The sequence below is a fragment of the Lacihabitans sp. CS3-21 genome (genome assembly GCF_024343675.1).
In the GTDB taxonomy this organism is placed as follows: Bacteria; Bacteroidota; Bacteroidia; order Cytophagales; family Spirosomataceae; genus Leadbetterella.
Genome location: NZ_RJUD01000097.1, coordinates 57,194 through 71,702, shown reverse-complemented (window position 1 = coordinate 71,702; position 14,509 = coordinate 57,194). Strand labels below are relative to the sequence as shown.

Below are 14,509 nucleotides of genomic sequence, written 5' to 3'. Positions count from 1 at the left end.
TAAATTGCATCTTGAACCTTCAAAGCAGTTTATGTTTTCTCATATCACCAAAGATTTTTTTGGTAACAAGCAGAGTTTTTCCATTGGTCTAATTTTTATTTCTGTCGGACTTCTATTTGGCAATTGGGCCACTTTTATTCCTTTTGTAAAAACCAAGTTTGACCTTGACGATGCCCAGCTCGGGTTGCTTTTGCTCAGTCTGCCATTTGGTGCCTTAACCATGAATCCTGTTGCGGCCACTTTGGTGAGGAAAATCGGCATGCAAAAAACCTCTGTTTATGGCATTGGCTTTATGTTGTTGGCTTTTAGTCTTTTGTTAAACGCACCAACGGTTTATTTCCAATCTTTTTTCTTATTTCTGTGTGGTTGCGGCATTTCTATCACCAACGTGGGCATGAATACTTGTGTAGGGGCCATTGAACACCACTTCGATATAAAAATAATGAGTACGTGCCACGGCATGTTTAGCCTGGGACTGATGTTTGGGTCTATTTGCTCTAGCTTGTTTGGCGGCATGGGCTTATTACCAGGCATTTACATGAGTATTGTGTGTGCATTATTGTTTTTAGTACTGCTTTTTGCCCAAAAGAATATTTTCCTGATCAAAGAAGAAATACACGAGACAATTATTGAAAAATCGAAATTTTCGTTTCCCAAAGGAAGTTTTTTATTGATGATCGTCATCGGTTTGTGCGTCAACATCACGGAAGGAACCATGGCCGACTGGTCAGCAGTTTTCATGAGAGACGTAGTGAAAACATCCACTTATTTTGAGGGCTGGGGCATGGCTGGTTACTCCCTTTTTATGGCTTTGGGAAGATTAATTGGTGACAAAATAATACCGAGATTCGGAGCCAACAAAATTCTTTTCTACGGTGGAATATTGAGTATAATAGGCATATTGGTTGTGGTAACACTACCCTATACTTTTTCAGCAATAATAAGTTTTGCACTTGTTGGAGCGGGAGTTTCATGCGGAGCACCCATACTTTACGCCAGTGCGTCGAGAGTCCCAAACATGGCCAAAGGATCGGGTTTGGCCATCATGAACACATTTGCCATGGGAGGATTTCTATTTGGTCCCGTTTTAATAGGTTTTATCTCAAAAGCCACTACTCTTTCTATTGCCTTTGGGTTTATTGCTACGTTGGGCATTGTTTGGGTGATTCAAAGTAAGAGGGTTAAGCTATTCTAAGCATTCAAAACCGTATATGCCTTTTCATAACCCTCTTTTATGATGGCTTTAATTACTTCTATGTCGAAATCCGTAAGTTTGATATTTACAGAAACATCTGGCCTAATGACCGTGAGTTTTATTTTTTTATTGAAACTAAAGCCTGCCAACGACACCAAGTTTTGGTTATAATGCTCTGCCCATTCCAAGTCATTGTTTTCAAGTTGATTTACGGAAATATCCTTTATTCGTTCAATCAAAGTCAATAAACTTCGGTAATTAATAGGCTCCATTTCTCGCTTTTTTGGATGTGTGGCTATGGCATAAATCTCTGTGGCTCCGTCAGCAATCGCTTTTTTCAAAGGCACCACCTCTCTTATTCCGCCATCCAAATACACTTCTTTGTTGTCGTTGCCAATCTGAATACCCGGCATAATGATGGGCAATGAACTGCTTGCCCTAAGAAAATCTAAAAAATGCTGCTCAAGTGGATCTGCATAGTGCATTTCGCCCGTATGAATATTCACTGCACCAACTTTCAAAGCAATCGGGCTTCTTCGTAAAACCGTTAAGTCTAAATATTTTTTGAGTTTTTCATGAAGTGGATTGGTATCTAAAAGCCCATCAAATCTGCTCATTAAAGTATCAATTCCAAGCGTCCATTTTGATTTTAATATACCAATATCAGATGGTTGGGTGATGTTTTCTAACCAAAACTGTAGCAGCTTTTTATTTACCAAATCCCAATTGATTTCTTGATTGGCCTTGAATTGAAGTCCGGCTTCGTTCACCATAAATGCGGCATTGAGTGCCCCAGCAGAAATGCCATAAATCATGTCTGGCTTAAAGCCAGTTTCTAAAACTGCTTGAATTGCCCCAACCTGCCATGCACCTTTCAATGAGCCTCCACCCAAAACCAATGCTTTCATGTGAAATTATATATTTTTACCAAAAATAGAACAGAAACAGTAAAAATTCGGAATTATTTATGAATAAAACCTATACTAACATGAAATCCGTCAGCTTTTAGATTAAATAATTTAGGCGAATTACTTGGCCCAATATTCTGCAAAGAGTAAGATTTTATACTTTTTTCGTAACGTACATCAAAGAAAAACGACCCAAACTCGAAACCTAAACCCACATTAAAATTCATGATAGGCCTATTAAAAAACTGGTGGTTGAGTTTTTCTTCGGCAATAAATTCTGAAAGAGCACCTTTCATTTCATTATTGAGTTTGTAGGCAAAATTAACAGTTGGTCCAAAAAACACACGAGATTTATTAGATCGAATTCCAATCAAAAGTGGCATATCCAAAGATGAGAATGAACCGTTCACACGCTTGTATAAACTCCCATCGTTTTTTAGCAAATCAAATTTGCCTGCTTTGGACGAATACATCAATTCAGGTTGAATAAAAAATGAACCTCTAACAAATCTTGCAAAAACTCCACCGCTGTAACCCGTCCCAAAAAGTTTATTATTAACAAACTGATTCTTGACGATTTTGCCGTTTTGATCTAACACAGGAAGACCGCTTGGACCAACTTGATCAATGGTATTCTCATTGATGGTATATTTCCCTCGGCTCCCGCCTATTCTAGCTCCCCAAGAAAACCTCCATTTGTCACGTCGATATTCTTCAGAATAACTCATGGTGTCAAAAACGATGGGTTTAACCTTCAAACTGGTATCAATGGGCATATTTGCCGTGTCTGGCTTAGTTATTTGAGCCATTCCAAACGAGCTTATGAAAACAAAAAAAACAAGAAATAATTTATGCATATTGGGTGAAATTACGGAGAAATCACAGCAAAAACTGAGCCAAAGGATAGGTTTATACTAGATTATCATGGTAGTTAATCTGCAAATACAAACAGGTTTATTTTCTTCGTTGGTAATCTTTATATCCCACACGTGGGTTTTTGCCCCCACATGAATGGGTGTCACTTTGCCATAAACCCAACCAGTTTTTACTGCTCTCAGGTGATTCGCATTGATTTCTAAACCTACGGCCTTTTGTAGTTCGGGGTTTTCTAAACATAACATGGATGCAATACTTCCAATAGTTTCAGCCAAAACAACAGAAGCACCGCCATGCAAAATCCCAAATGGCTGATGTGTACGACTATCTACTGGCATGCGGGCAATTATAAAATCGTCGCCAAGCTCTGTAAATTCAATTCCAATAAGTCCTGGAAGTGTGTTTTTACCAAAAGCATTGAGGCTTTCTAAATCAAAATTTTTATTAAACATGGTATTCTATGTAAATTTGTCAAAAATATCTAAAAAGAGGGGAATTATACTTATGTCAAAAAAAGAAATCTATTTAATAAGACACGGAGAAACGGATTATAACAAAAGAGGAATAGTGCAAGGAAGCGGCATTGATGCTGATCTGAATGAAACAGGCAGAAATCAAGCAGAGGCATTTCATACCAAATATGGTGATATTCAATTCCAAAAAGTATATACCTCAGCCCTAGTTCGCACCCATCAAACAGTCGAAAAATTTATAAAAAAAGGAATTCCCCATGATATTTTACCTGAACTTAACGAAATCAGTTGGGGCGAAAAAGAAGGCCAAGAACCTACTACGGAAGACAATGCGTATTACGCCCATCTAACCAAAAGTTGGAGCGAAGGAAATATAAATCTAAAACCAACAGGTGGAGAAAGTCCTGTAGAAGTGGCTGATAGATTGAAAGTTGGACTTAAGAAAATCATTGAAAATTCTGAAGAAAAACTCATCCTAGTAGCCATGCACGGACGAGCCATGCGGGTGTTGTTATCGCATATTTCCAATCTACCGATTTCTGACATGGATACTTTTCCGCATCAAAATACCTGTTTGTATAAACTAGAATATTGCTATGCCAAGGATGCTTTTGAGATACTTTCAAGAAACGATGTGAGTCATTTGGAATAATTTCAAAAAAAACATAAAACCATATTTCCGCCTTTCGGCAATAAAAATCCCCGACAGTAAAGAAGATTCAATTTAAATTTTCATAATTTGTAGTTTTGAGAAAATATTTGACGAATGAATTTTAAGCAGTCGTATTGGCTTTTTCAAATTTCGGGATGGACTTTATACACCCTTTCCGACTTCATCAACTATTTTTTGTTTTGGAATTTCAACTACGAAGAACTCGAAAACCTCGTTTTTAATTCTATCATAAACATTCTGGTGGGCATTTCGCTCACCCATTTATTTAGGGTAGTTTTCAAAAAATACAACTGGATAAAACTCTCTATTCCTCAGCTTATTATCAGAAGTTTTATTGGCATTTTGCTGATTACGTTTTTGTTTTATGCCATCAACATCAGTTTAGATGAAGACATTATAGACACCTCCAAATCCAACTGGTTGCTAAGAGATATTGTATATTTGGTCAATCTCAGCAAACCGATTTTGATTTGGGTTTTGGTGTATATTTTTTATGCCTACACCAACGAACGCCGCATTGATGCCATTGAACGCATAAAACTCCAAACTTCCATAGAAGCCACCGAAGCAAAAATATTAAGAGCACAAATAAATCCGCATTTTATGTTTAATGCCTTGAATAGTATCAGGGCTTTGGTATTGGAAGATCCCACCAAGTCGCAGAAGGGCATTACACAGTTGTCGAATATATTACGGAGTGCACTGGTGGCTGACAGAAAAACCACTATTTCGCTCAAAGAAGAACTGAAAACCATTGAAGACTACCTGGAACTCGAGAAAGTACGATACGAGGAACGTTTACAAATCATGTGGGATGTAGACGTGAATACACTCAATATCCAGGTGCCACCGATGATGTTGCAAACTTTAGTAGAAAATGCGATAAAACATGGCGTGCAAAAAGCAGCAAGATGGGGTTATGTAGAAATCAACACTAGCAAAGTTTTTAATAATTTAGTAATCAAAATCAGGAATACAGGCGTTCTAAAAAATACCGAAAACGCAAATATTGATGGCGGATTCGGGCTTAAAAATACCGAGAAACGTTTACAATTGTTGTACGGCAAAAACGCCTCTTTCGAAATTTATCAAGAAGATCACCAGACAGTTACCGCTGTCATAAAAATACCTCTAAGTATATGAAAACCATCATTATCGACGACGAAAGACTTGCAAGGAATGAACTGAAGAGACTTTTGGAAGAATTTCCAAAAATCAATGTTGTGGCCGAAGCAGCCAATGCCGATGAAGCCATTGAACTCATTGATGAACATCAACCAGATTTGCTATTCCTAGACATTCAGATGCCCGGCAAGAATGGATTTGAACTTTTAGAAATCATTGAGGACAGAGTTCCAGAAGTTATTTTTACTACGGCATACGACGAATATGCCCTTAAGGCATTCGAGTACAATGCTTTAGACTACCTAATGAAACCCATTGACAGCAGCCGACTAGCTGAAGCCATCGCAAAAGTTGAGGCCGAAATTAAGCGTTCAGAGAAACTTTCATCCGATCCTAACGTTCAATATCTAACAGAAAACGACCAAGTCTTCGTAAAAGACGGCGAGAAATGTTGGTTTGTAAAACTTGGGAAAGTTAGACTTTTTGAGTCTATGGGAAATTACGTTAGGCTACACTTTGAAGACCAAAAACCAATGATTTTGAAGTCTTTGAATAGTTTGGAAGAAAAACTTGACCCTAAAAGCTTCTTTAGAGCCAACCGCAAACACATCATCAACTTACAATGGGTAGAAAAAATAGAGCCTTGGTTTTCAGGAGGATTATTGGTTACACTCAAAGGAGGCGAGAAAAGTACGCCACTAGAAAAAATTGAAATATCTCGTCGCCAAGCCATAAAGTTCAAGGATTTAATGAGTTTATAATGCGGATTCTCATTGCCCCAGATTCATTTAAAGATTCGCTTTCAGCCCAAAAAGTAGCTGAAAGCCTAGCCAAAGGGATAAAAAACACTTTTCCGACGGCTGAAATCACACTTTTGCCTTTGGCAGATGGTGGTGAAGGAACTTTGGAGGCCATCAAAGGAGATTTGGAGTATGTTCAGTGCATGGCTTCTGATCCCCTTTTTAGAAAAATAGAAAGCCAATATCTTTGGGATGAAAAAACCAAAACTGCTTTTGTAGAAATGGCTCAAATCTCTGGGCTCGAACTTGTCACTGATAAAGAGCGAAATCCTTTAAAAACTACCACTTTAGGAACAGGCGAATTGATAGCCCATGCCTTGAAAAGACAAGCGAAAAAAGTTATACTTTTTGTCGGCGGCTCTGCTACCAATGATGGTGGAATAGGCATGGCGGCTGCTTTGGGCTATATATTCTTGGATACAAATGAAAATACATTGAACCCAAATGGTGAGGGCTTGAATGAAATTCATACCATAGCCTACCAAAGTGTATTTGACCTCTCAAAAACCGAATTTATCGTGGCCACAGATGTCACCAATCCCTTTTTCGGAGAAAATGGTGCGGCATATATTTATGCCAAACAAAAAGGTGCGAATCCTGAACAAATAGACTTTTTGGACAAAGGACTACAAAACCTAAATTCGGTTCTGAAACTAACCAAAAACATTGATTTGCAAACTGTTGCAGGAAGCGGAGCTGCTGGTGGATTGGCTGGTGGAGCCTATGCATTTCTTGGAGCAAAAGTAGTTTCAGCCGCAGAAGAAATCTTCAAAATATGTGATTTAGAGACCAAAATAGACCAATCAGATATTATTATTTCTGGCGAAGGCAGAATTGATTCACAAACTTGGAATGGCAAACTTATATCGAAACTCCTTGAAAACTCAAATCGGAGAAAAGTGATTTTAATAGGTGGAACGGTTGAAACAGACTTAACTGATAAACCAAACATCATAAAAACCTTTCAAATCAAAACGCCTGAAATGTCTTTGGATTTCGCAAAGGCAAATGCTGCGGAATTACTTTTTGAAACAGGGAAAGAGATTGGAATCCTTATCAAAAACACACTTTAGAAATTATTTTCCAAGAAGCTTTAAGGTTGCCCCATTCATTTCTAAGCCTGTTTCAAGGCCATTTTCCAATAATATTTTTCCAGGAAGAATAGCTCGAATATTTAAATTGGACTTATCTGATAATTTAGCCTTTAAAAAAGCTATTTTTTGAACTTCTGGCACATAAAAGTTACAAGATGAATTGCCACTTAATGCTATTTCAAAATCTCTTATTTTCATTTTCCTGAACTCATAGGAACCATAGCCTTTTCCTAAAAGCTTTATTTGGTCCTGCCCTAAACTATCTATCTCCACTGAAACATTATTAGTTTCAATACTATGGACATTCGGACAGGTAATTATCACCAACTTCTCAAACTTATCGTAAGTAAAGGTTTTACCTTCTGAATCTTTTAGAAAATCAACAAAAAGTGTGTCATCCTTAAACTTAAAAGTCACCATATCAGCCCAATTATGTGAAACAAACAATTGGGGTTTCTTCATGTTCAAAATATTTACTCTTCCAGTTACACCATTAGCAGCATTGACCTTCAAAAATTTAAATGTCCGCTCTGATAACTTTTCATAATTCAAAAATGGATTAGTTTTATCTATTTTCTGCCATTTCCTTTTGAGCGAAAACGCATTGATTACTACCAAAACCATAAATGTCAACAATAGAAACAACAGAAGTTTTGTGCTTAATTTCATCTTTTCAAAAATTATTTTCAATGTATGTTAAATATCTTTTTTTCAATTCATCAAAATCAATATCCAGAAGATGTAGACTCCTGAAAACGTTAGGTAATTCGTCGGAGATAAACTGCTCTTTTTTAAACTCAATTATTTTTTCACGAGCATCATCATTTACAAAATATCCGATACCTCTTTTAGTAGAAATTATCTCTTTTTGTTGTAAAAAATCGTACGTTCTTTGAACAGTATTTGGGTTTACTTCTATTTGAACAGCCAGATCTCTTATTGAGGGCATCTTGCTTCCAATGGGTATTTCACCAAGCAGAATTTGCTCCAAAACATAACCTGCTATTTGCAAATAAATCGCTTGTTTATCCTTAAAATTCATAGGAGTTAAATTTCTTTTTCTTTAAATCCAACTAGAGCAATCAGCCAAAGACAAACTGGCAAGATAATCTTAAAGAAATTGTTTATTGCAAATGCAACACCTTCAGAGGATGCAATAAAAATTCTATTATTATCTTTCAAAATGACAATTGCATTAGCAAAATCATTGATATTGGTATTGATATTTTCGCCAATAATAAACTTTGATACAATATTTCTGTAGAAAATAACAACAACAAACAACAGAAAAACAGTTAATGCAGTTTTGTAAAAGGACAGATTTTTGAAATGTAAAGCCCCTAAAGTGAAAAAACCAGTAAGTACAATTAATGCCAATAAATAACCTTTAAACATATTATTTGCTGGATTCATTACAAATCCGATGTATTCAAATCGTGAAGCTATGACTTGTAAGGGTATCTGTTTTTTTTCTAATGCTAATTCTCTAAAATGAGAAACAAAGTAGAAATCAATAAAATACAAAGAAAATAAAACCGTGGGTATATAAATTACGAAAGTAATAAAAAGTATTACTAACCATCTCTCAAAAAATGAAACCGGAAGAGTCAAAAACTGGATAGAGCTATTTTTTTTCGAAAAACTACCAAGTAAAAAACTAACTAAAATTGATGGAGAAAGTATAATTCCTAAGAATATACAAATATGTTGATATTGTATGGGTTCTGAATTTTCAGATCCCGATGAGTAAGTTAAAAGAAAAATAATATTCGTTACACATAAAAAACCCATTAAAAGCAATCTCTTCTCAAAAATCTCTTTTTTGGCAAAAAACCAAAACCTCTTAAAACTAAAAATATCATTCATAATACATTGATTTATAATTATTTATTAAATATTTCTTTGATTACTTTGGGTTCGTTCATAGCCGCACCAAACAAATGTTCGATATTCACCTTGCTTTCATCATTGGTTTTATTTTTCACTACACCCAGTTTACCACCTATCGTTTCTTCTCCAAAAAGTACATCTGAGGATTTATTCTCAAAAACACCAAACGATAATTTCCGACTAATTTCTTCTATGCTCGACTTCAGAATTACCTCGTTGTCTTTCAAAATGATCACCTGATCTATCAGATTATCTAAGTCTCTCACTTGATGGGTAGAAATAATTACCAGTTTCTCATCTGAAATATAGGAAGCTACCAGTTTTCTAAACTTACTTTTTGAAGGGATATCCAAGCCGTTGGTAGGTTCATCCATTAACATTAACCTTGAATTTGTAGCTAAACCAAAAGCAATTAACATCTTTTTCTGTTCACCATGAGACATTCCGTTGAGCTTTGCCTCCTCCGAAATTTCGAACTCAATCAAATAGTTGTAAAAATCAGTTTCGCTAAAATTGGGATAAAAAGGCGTGTAAAGTTGTAGATACTTTTGGACAGAAATAGCTGGTAAGGTAAACTCATCAGGAACAAAAAATACTTCTGACAAAAAGCTGGGTTTTCGGCTTTTGGGTTCATATCCCAAAATATCAATACTGCCCGAATCTGGAAAAACCAAACCCATCATGTTATAAAGCAATGTTGACTTTCCTGCACCATTTTTGCCTAATAAACCATAAATACTTCCGGACTCTAAATGGAGATTTAGATTTTCAAAAATAGGTTTGTTCTTTTTATAACCAAATGAAAGATTGTGAATTGAAATCATAGTGTATTAGTTAAATAGTACACTACAAATGTGAAATGTTTTTTTTTCTTTTGCAAGAAACTTTTAAAATATTTTCTAAAAAAAAATATTAAATATGCAAAATGAATAAATTCCCCAAAGTTCAATACGCTTTTCAATTAAAATTTTCTTTCTAATCTCCCCAAAATCTGCTTATTTAGCTAAAATTTTACAACAGAATATATATGAAATACCTTTGGGGTGTTGACTTAGGTGGAACCAAAATCGAATGTATCGTAATAAATGCAGAATCTGGTGAAATCTTAATTAGAAAACGAATTGATACTGAAGCGGATAAAGGCTACAAACATATTATTTCTCAAATTGGCCTTTTGATAAATCTTGTAAAAGAAGAAACTGGCCTTACGCCAAATGCCATTGGATTTAGTACACCAGGGACCTTGGATCCAGGTTTACAAACCATGAAAAACTGCAATACAGTTTGTATGAATGGCCAGCCGATGAAAAAGGACTTGGAGGATTTACTGAAAATCAGAATAGAAATGGCCAATGATGCCAACTGTTTTGCATTGGCAGAGGCTACCATGGGTGCAGCCAAAGACCTCGATGCTGAAGTGGTTTTTGGGGTAATTATGGGTACTGGTGTTGGTGGTGGTGTGGTTGTAAATGGCAAAGTTATAGGAGGGAAACATGGAATTGGTGGTGAATGGGGTCATATTGTGTTGGATGTAGACGGCGAAGCCTGTTATTGCGGCAAAAGCGGCTGCAATGAAAAAGTATTTGCTGGCCCTGCCTTAGAGAGATATTACGAAGGTCTTTCTGGTCAAAAACTTAGGTTGAAGGAAATTTACCAGAAACACCTAGATCATACCGACCCGCACGCTACAGCAACCATAGATCACTTGATGACTTCTTTTGCAAGAGCCATTAGTTCTATAATCAATGTTCTGGACCCAGATGTGATAGTTCTTGGAGGTGGCGTTAGTAACATTGACTTGCTTTACACTGAAGGCGTAAAACAAATAGAAAACTATATTTTCAATAACAGAAAAGTAGAAACTGTATTCCTAAAACCATTGCTTGGCGATAGTGCTGGGGTTTTTGGTGCTGCAGAATTGGTGAGGAATTAGTAATTGGTAACTGGTTATTGGTAACTGGTTCTGGAATATTAGTTAAATTTTAGGGCAAAAAATAATTATTTAAAAATAGAAAAATGGCTACTTGGTATCAAGCAAAAATAAAATTTATACAACAAGACGAAAAAGGTGGGACCAAACCTATCACCCAAGTTTATCTTTTTGATGCGGTTTCTTACACCGATGCAGAAGCTAGAGCTTATGCATATTGTGCGGAAGAACTGCAAGAGTTTCAGTTGGTCGGATTAACCAAAATGAAGTTTAATGAGGTGTTTTTTATAGAAAATAACCAAGAACTCTGGTGGAAAGCTCGTGCCCAATACATCGTTTTTGACGAAAAATCGCAAAAAGAAAAAAAAGTACCTTTTGTGTTTTTGCTCAACGCCCAAGACATCAAAGAAGTGTATGGTTTGATGGTCGAAAAACTCGGTTCTGTGCAGGATTATATTATTTCTGACATAAGTGTCACCAAAATATTGGATGTAATTCCTTATGAAGAAATAGCTGAGGAGACTGAGGAAAAATCAATTCCAGCAAATCTTAAGCCCTTGAGTGAGGTTATGGCGGGCTTGAGCGAAGAATAACAAATTTCAAACTCCAAGTTAAATGCTTGGAGTTTTTTTCTGAATAAAAATGCCTAGTTTATTAGAATTTAACGCATTAGCTATTTCATTACCCGAAGTCAGCGTTGAGCCACACTTCGAGAAAACCTCTTTTAGAGTAAAAAAGAAAATATTCGCCACGCTAAATGAAAAGGAAAATTGGGCTACGCTAAAATTTTCGCCAGAGGAACAGGAAATGTTTTGTAAAATAAATCCAGATGCCATATTTTCAGTGCCGAATAAATGGGGAAAAATGGGATGGACGCACTTAAAGTATGAAGTTCTGAGCGAAGAAATTGTCTTGGAATTACTTAAAGTTGCTTATCTCAACATTGCTCCTAAAAACCTCAAAGACAAAGTTAATTTCGAAGAGTTTTAAAATCTCCTCAAGTCTTTGATATAAGCCGTTCCACCCAAAGCCCTCATTTGTCGGGTGATTTTAGGCACTCTCCTACTCACATAAGGGCCAGGTTTTGTAACAGACCATTTTCTTGGACTTGGCAACACCGCAGCAAGTTTAGCCGCTTGCTCACGTGTTAAATTTTTGGCAGATATACCAAAATATTTTTGTGCAGCCGCTTCAGCTCCAAATGTATTTTTTCCCATTTCAGCTACATTGACATACACTTCCAATATGCGTTGTTTGCCCCAAATTATTTCAATCAAAAAAGTAAAATACACCTCCAAAGCTTTTCTAATATAGCTTCTAGATTGCCAAAGAAACACGTTTTTTGCTACTTGTTGGCTAATGGTGCTTGCTCCTCTAACTTTTTTCCCTCTCAGATTATTTTTGTAAGCAATCTGCATATGTTTAAAATCAAACCCAAAATGGTCAGGAAAAAGCTGATCTTCGGCAGCAATAACCGCCAAATGCATTTCTCTCGAAACATTATTATAAGATCTCCATGCGTAATGAATCTCTGAATCATCCCCATCCAAAAGTGATTCTAGTTTTTGATCCATCATAGTCAAAGTAAAAGGAATTGGAATAAACTTGAATACTACCACACTCCCGACAGAAATAATCAAAAAATAAAATACTATTTTGTAAAAGAGTTTTTTTGCATAAGAAAAAACTGAAGCCTTTTTGGTTATTTTTGGAGAAGATTTTGGTTTTGGTTTTCGATACGTGTTTTTTCCAGCCATTGGTAATTTAATCCATTAGTTTTTACAAAAATATGCAAATAGATTTAAGAGATAAAAAAATAATTGTAACGGGTGCCTCAAGCGGTATCGGATTTGAAATCGCAAGAGCCTTGATTGATGCTGGGGCAACGGTTGCTATTCACTATAATACCCATCAAAAAGGAGCAGAAAAACTTCTAAAAGATGGAAATGCCTCGAGAATTTTCAAAGCCGATTTAAGCAATGAAAACCAAACCAAACTTTTTTTTGAAGCCGTTCTTTCGGCTTATCTCAAAATTGATATGATTGTAAATAATGTTGGGATTTTTGAAAACCACAGTATTGATTCTAATCCGGACGAATGGATGAGTATATGGCACAAAACCATGAACACTAACCTCCATTCTGTGGGCTTATTGACACATTTAGGGCTGCAACATTTCAAAGCCAACAAAGCTGGCAGAATGGTATATATCGCCTCCAGGGCGGCTTTTAGAGGTGAAACCGAAGAGCACTTGGCTTACGCAGCCTCGAAGGGTGCCATAGTTTCATTGGGTAGAACGGTGGCTCGATCGTTTGGTCAATACAACATTAAGTCTTTTATATTGGCCCCTGGATTCACCAAAACGCCGATGGCAGAAGATTATATTCAAACAAATGGGGAGGAAAGTATCTTGAAAGATGCCGCCATAAAAGAGCTAACGCTACCAGAGCATATATCCCCAATTGTAGTGCTTATAGCCGCAGGACTAATGGATCATGCTACTGGAAGTACAATTGACTTCAATGCGGGAAGCTATATTCATTAAGCAAAAAACAAATAGCAAAACATACTTCGAATGCTTTATTTCTAAAAAAGAAAACGAACTGAAATCGAAAGTAGCACTAGGCTAATCTTTTAAAATTTGCTGAATTGGTACGAATTCAAGTAAGGGATGTGCCTCAATCATATCTTTTAGGGGTTTTACATGTGCAGCACCAATGATGATTAACACCCGTTTGTCGTATGGATTCAATTTATGTAAGACATTCTGAAGAATTTTGGCATTTCTTAAATACTCTTTTGCTGTCAGTTCTGCTCCAATTCCATTCGGATTTTGATCCATCCAAGCAGTTATATTCAAATAATGGAGAGAATTAATAGAAGAAGCTTCGTTCATGGCCAAAAGATGTTTTTCTAAACTCAACTTGCTCCATTCGTCGTTTTTCTTCAAATAGCTTTTAAACTCTTTATCTGCCAATGGATTTTCTTGAAAAAACCGACCAATTTCTGGTTTTCGATTTTGGAGCATATTTGAATAAACGGTGTATATCGTATCTAAACCAGTTTTTGCTTGCTTTAGGCCACCATTTTGTTCGGGATGAGTGTAATTTACGCAAATAACACCAAAGGGATCATTGATTTGCTTTGCTAGTTTTATTCCAATTTGAAATACTTCATTGACTAAAATAGAAGGATTCTTAGGCTCCAAACCTTTTCTATAGTCTGCATAAACACCATCCCAAAGGCCTTGGGTATCTGGGGTGTTTTCTACAAAAATTTTGTTTGGATAAAACGTCGCCAAATCAGAAACTAACTTATTTATTTCTTTCAAGCTCTTGCGAGACATGATATCCTTTCTAGAAATACTTGCATAGTCTGAGCTCTCTCCAAAATGAAAAGTACCCAAAACCGCTACTTGGATGCGATTTTGTTGCTGACCAAGTGAAATTTGGATAGAAAAGAAGAATACAAAAAAACCAAAGATTGATTTCATGAAAGGTATAAAACAAAAAAGCTGCCAAAAAGACAGCTTTTATAAAATGAAT

General features: G+C 36.1%; 18 protein-coding genes. 9 read left to right on the top strand and 9 right to left on the bottom strand.

Annotated elements, in window-relative coordinates:
- Window positions 1-31 precede the first annotated feature (31 nt).
- Window positions 32-1,195 carry an MFS transporter gene (locus EGI24_RS14930; RefSeq protein WP_255049273.1) on the top strand — a complete coding sequence of 388 codons (1,164 nt, stop codon included), beginning with the start codon at window positions 32-34 and terminating at the stop codon, window positions 1,193-1,195.
- Here EGI24_RS14930 and EGI24_RS14925 read toward each other — a convergent pair.
- The 3 genes from EGI24_RS14925 to EGI24_RS14915 are packed head-to-tail and all read right to left on the bottom strand — an operon-like array spanning window position 1,192 to window position 3,431.
- Window positions 1,192-2,103, bottom strand: a complete 912-nt coding sequence (locus EGI24_RS14925) for a patatin-like phospholipase family protein (RefSeq protein WP_255049272.1) — start codon at window positions 2,101-2,103, stop codon at window positions 1,192-1,194. The genes EGI24_RS14930 and EGI24_RS14925 overlap by 4 nt on opposite strands.
- A 53-nt stretch (window positions 2,104-2,156) precedes the next feature.
- On the bottom strand, window positions 2,157-2,960 hold the full coding sequence (locus EGI24_RS14920; protein ID WP_255049271.1) for an outer membrane beta-barrel protein: 804 nt from the start codon (window positions 2,958-2,960) through the stop codon (window positions 2,157-2,159).
- A 57-nt stretch (window positions 2,961-3,017) separates the two neighbouring features.
- Window positions 3,018-3,431: a hotdog fold thioesterase gene (locus EGI24_RS14915; protein ID WP_255049270.1), complete on the bottom strand. Its 414-nt coding sequence runs from the start codon at window positions 3,429-3,431 to the stop codon at window positions 3,018-3,020.
- A gap of 52 nt (window positions 3,432-3,483) precedes the next feature.
- On the opposite strand from EGI24_RS14915, the gene EGI24_RS14910 reads away from it, so the two are divergent.
- The 4 genes from EGI24_RS14910 (at window position 3,484) to EGI24_RS14895 (ending at window position 7,123) form a co-directional block, all read left to right on the top strand.
- Window positions 3,484-4,104 (top strand): histidine phosphatase family protein, encoded by a 621-nt coding sequence (locus EGI24_RS14910; RefSeq protein ID WP_255049269.1) that lies wholly within the window; start codon window positions 3,484-3,486, stop codon window positions 4,102-4,104.
- A gap of 114 nt (window positions 4,105-4,218) precedes the next feature.
- Window positions 4,219-5,268 (top strand): sensor histidine kinase, encoded by a 1,050-nt coding sequence (locus tag EGI24_RS14905; RefSeq protein WP_255049268.1) that lies wholly within the window; start codon window positions 4,219-4,221, stop codon window positions 5,266-5,268.
- Window positions 5,265-6,011, top strand: coding sequence for a LytTR family DNA-binding domain-containing protein (locus EGI24_RS14900; protein ID WP_255049267.1), 747 nt, complete (start codon window positions 5,265-5,267; stop codon window positions 6,009-6,011). Before EGI24_RS14905 ends, EGI24_RS14900 begins: the two co-directional genes overlap by 4 nt.
- Window positions 6,011-7,123 carry a glycerate kinase gene (locus EGI24_RS14895; protein WP_255049266.1) on the top strand — a complete coding sequence of 371 codons (1,113 nt, stop codon included), beginning with the start codon at window positions 6,011-6,013 and terminating at the stop codon, window positions 7,121-7,123. Before EGI24_RS14900 ends, EGI24_RS14895 begins: the two co-directional genes overlap by 1 nt.
- Before the next feature lie 3 nt (window positions 7,124-7,126).
- On the opposite strand, the gene EGI24_RS14890 is transcribed toward EGI24_RS14895, so the two are convergent.
- From EGI24_RS14890 to EGI24_RS14875, 4 genes are all read right to left on the bottom strand, one after another.
- The gene (locus tag EGI24_RS14890) at window positions 7,127-7,813 is read right to left on the bottom strand and encodes a hypothetical protein (RefSeq protein WP_255049265.1); all 687 of its coding nucleotides are present in this window, start codon (window positions 7,811-7,813) and stop codon (window positions 7,127-7,129) included.
- Between the two features lie 4 nt (window positions 7,814-7,817).
- The gene (locus EGI24_RS14885) at window positions 7,818-8,186 is read right to left on the bottom strand and encodes a GntR family transcriptional regulator (protein ID WP_255049264.1); all 369 of its coding nucleotides are present in this window, start codon (window positions 8,184-8,186) and stop codon (window positions 7,818-7,820) included.
- 5 nt (window positions 8,187-8,191) lie between these two features.
- Window positions 8,192-8,668: a hypothetical protein gene (locus tag EGI24_RS14880; RefSeq protein ID WP_255049263.1), complete on the bottom strand. Its 477-nt coding sequence runs from the start codon at window positions 8,666-8,668 to the stop codon at window positions 8,192-8,194.
- Window positions 8,669-9,027: 359 nt separating this feature from the next.
- Window positions 9,028-9,858: an ATP-binding cassette domain-containing protein gene (locus tag EGI24_RS14875; RefSeq protein WP_255049262.1), complete on the bottom strand. Its 831-nt coding sequence runs from the start codon at window positions 9,856-9,858 to the stop codon at window positions 9,028-9,030.
- 203 nt (window positions 9,859-10,061) lie between these two features.
- On the opposite strand from EGI24_RS14875, the gene EGI24_RS14870 reads away from it, so the two are divergent.
- The 3 genes from EGI24_RS14870 (at window position 10,062) to EGI24_RS14860 (ending at window position 11,954) form a co-directional block, all read left to right on the top strand.
- The gene (locus tag EGI24_RS14870) at window positions 10,062-10,967 is read left to right on the top strand and encodes an ROK family protein (protein ID WP_255049261.1); all 906 of its coding nucleotides are present in this window, start codon (window positions 10,062-10,064) and stop codon (window positions 10,965-10,967) included.
- 83 nt (window positions 10,968-11,050) lie between these two features.
- Complete coding sequence (locus EGI24_RS14865; protein WP_255049259.1) at window positions 11,051-11,557, top strand: DUF4494 domain-containing protein; 507 nt, start codon at window positions 11,051-11,053, stop codon at window positions 11,555-11,557.
- 49 nt (window positions 11,558-11,606) lie between these two features.
- Window positions 11,607-11,954 (top strand): MmcQ/YjbR family DNA-binding protein, encoded by a 348-nt coding sequence (locus EGI24_RS14860; RefSeq protein ID WP_255049258.1) that lies wholly within the window; start codon window positions 11,607-11,609, stop codon window positions 11,952-11,954.
- Here the strand turns inward: EGI24_RS14860 and mtgA are convergent.
- Complete coding sequence (mtgA, locus tag EGI24_RS14855; RefSeq protein ID WP_255049257.1) at window positions 11,951-12,721, bottom strand: monofunctional biosynthetic peptidoglycan transglycosylase; 771 nt, start codon at window positions 12,719-12,721, stop codon at window positions 11,951-11,953. The two genes, EGI24_RS14860 and mtgA, sit on opposite strands and share 4 nt — an antisense overlap.
- A gap of 32 nt (window positions 12,722-12,753) precedes the next feature.
- Here mtgA and EGI24_RS14850 point away from each other — a divergent pair, with 32 nt between their 5' ends.
- Entirely contained in the window at window positions 12,754-13,509 is a 756-nt protein-coding gene (locus EGI24_RS14850; protein ID WP_255049256.1) for an SDR family NAD(P)-dependent oxidoreductase, read from the top strand.
- An 81-nt stretch (window positions 13,510-13,590) separates the two neighbouring features.
- Here the strand turns inward: EGI24_RS14850 and EGI24_RS14845 are convergent, their stop codons facing one another.
- Entirely contained in the window at window positions 13,591-14,457 is an 867-nt protein-coding gene (locus EGI24_RS14845; protein WP_255049255.1) for a DUF5694 domain-containing protein, read from the bottom strand.
- Window positions 14,458-14,509: the final 52 nt, after the last annotated feature.

Excerpts from the sequence above, each read along its gene's own strand:
- EGI24_RS14930 (WP_255049273.1), top strand. The coding sequence starts at position 32 with ATGTTTTCTCATATCACCAAAGATTTTTTTGGTAACAAGCAGAGTTTT.
- EGI24_RS14925 (WP_255049272.1), bottom strand. The coding sequence starts at position 2,103 with ATGAAAGCATTGGTTTTGGGTGGAGGCTCATTGAAAGGTGCATGGCAG.
- EGI24_RS14920 (WP_255049271.1), bottom strand. The coding sequence starts at position 2,960 with ATGCATAAATTATTTCTTGTTTTTTTTGTTTTCATAAGCTCGTTTGGA.
- EGI24_RS14915 (WP_255049270.1), bottom strand. The coding sequence starts at position 3,431 with ATGTTTAATAAAAATTTTGATTTAGAAAGCCTCAATGCTTTTGGTAAA.
- EGI24_RS14910 (WP_255049269.1), top strand. The coding sequence starts at position 3,484 with ATGTCAAAAAAAGAAATCTATTTAATAAGACACGGAGAAACGGATTAT.
- EGI24_RS14905 (WP_255049268.1), top strand. The coding sequence starts at position 4,219 with ATGAATTTTAAGCAGTCGTATTGGCTTTTTCAAATTTCGGGATGGACT.
- EGI24_RS14900 (WP_255049267.1), top strand. The coding sequence starts at position 5,265 with ATGAAAACCATCATTATCGACGACGAAAGACTTGCAAGGAATGAACTG.
- EGI24_RS14895 (WP_255049266.1), top strand. The coding sequence starts at position 6,011 with ATGCGGATTCTCATTGCCCCAGATTCATTTAAAGATTCGCTTTCAGCC.
- EGI24_RS14890 (WP_255049265.1), bottom strand. The coding sequence starts at position 7,813 with ATGAAATTAAGCACAAAACTTCTGTTGTTTCTATTGTTGACATTTATG.
- EGI24_RS14885 (WP_255049264.1), bottom strand. The coding sequence starts at position 8,186 with ATGAATTTTAAGGATAAACAAGCGATTTATTTGCAAATAGCAGGTTAT.
- EGI24_RS14875 (WP_255049262.1), bottom strand. The coding sequence starts at position 9,858 with ATGATTTCAATTCACAATCTTTCATTTGGTTATAAAAAGAACAAACCT.
- EGI24_RS14870 (WP_255049261.1), top strand. The coding sequence starts at position 10,062 with ATGAAATACCTTTGGGGTGTTGACTTAGGTGGAACCAAAATCGAATGT.
- EGI24_RS14865 (WP_255049259.1), top strand. The coding sequence starts at position 11,051 with ATGGCTACTTGGTATCAAGCAAAAATAAAATTTATACAACAAGACGAA.
- EGI24_RS14860 (WP_255049258.1), top strand. The coding sequence starts at position 11,607 with ATGCCTAGTTTATTAGAATTTAACGCATTAGCTATTTCATTACCCGAA.
- mtgA (WP_255049257.1), bottom strand. The coding sequence starts at position 12,721 with ATGGCTGGAAAAAACACGTATCGAAAACCAAAACCAAAATCTTCTCCA.
- EGI24_RS14850 (WP_255049256.1), top strand. The coding sequence starts at position 12,754 with ATGCAAATAGATTTAAGAGATAAAAAAATAATTGTAACGGGTGCCTCA.
- EGI24_RS14845 (WP_255049255.1), bottom strand. The coding sequence starts at position 14,457 with ATGAAATCAATCTTTGGTTTTTTTGTATTCTTCTTTTCTATCCAAATT.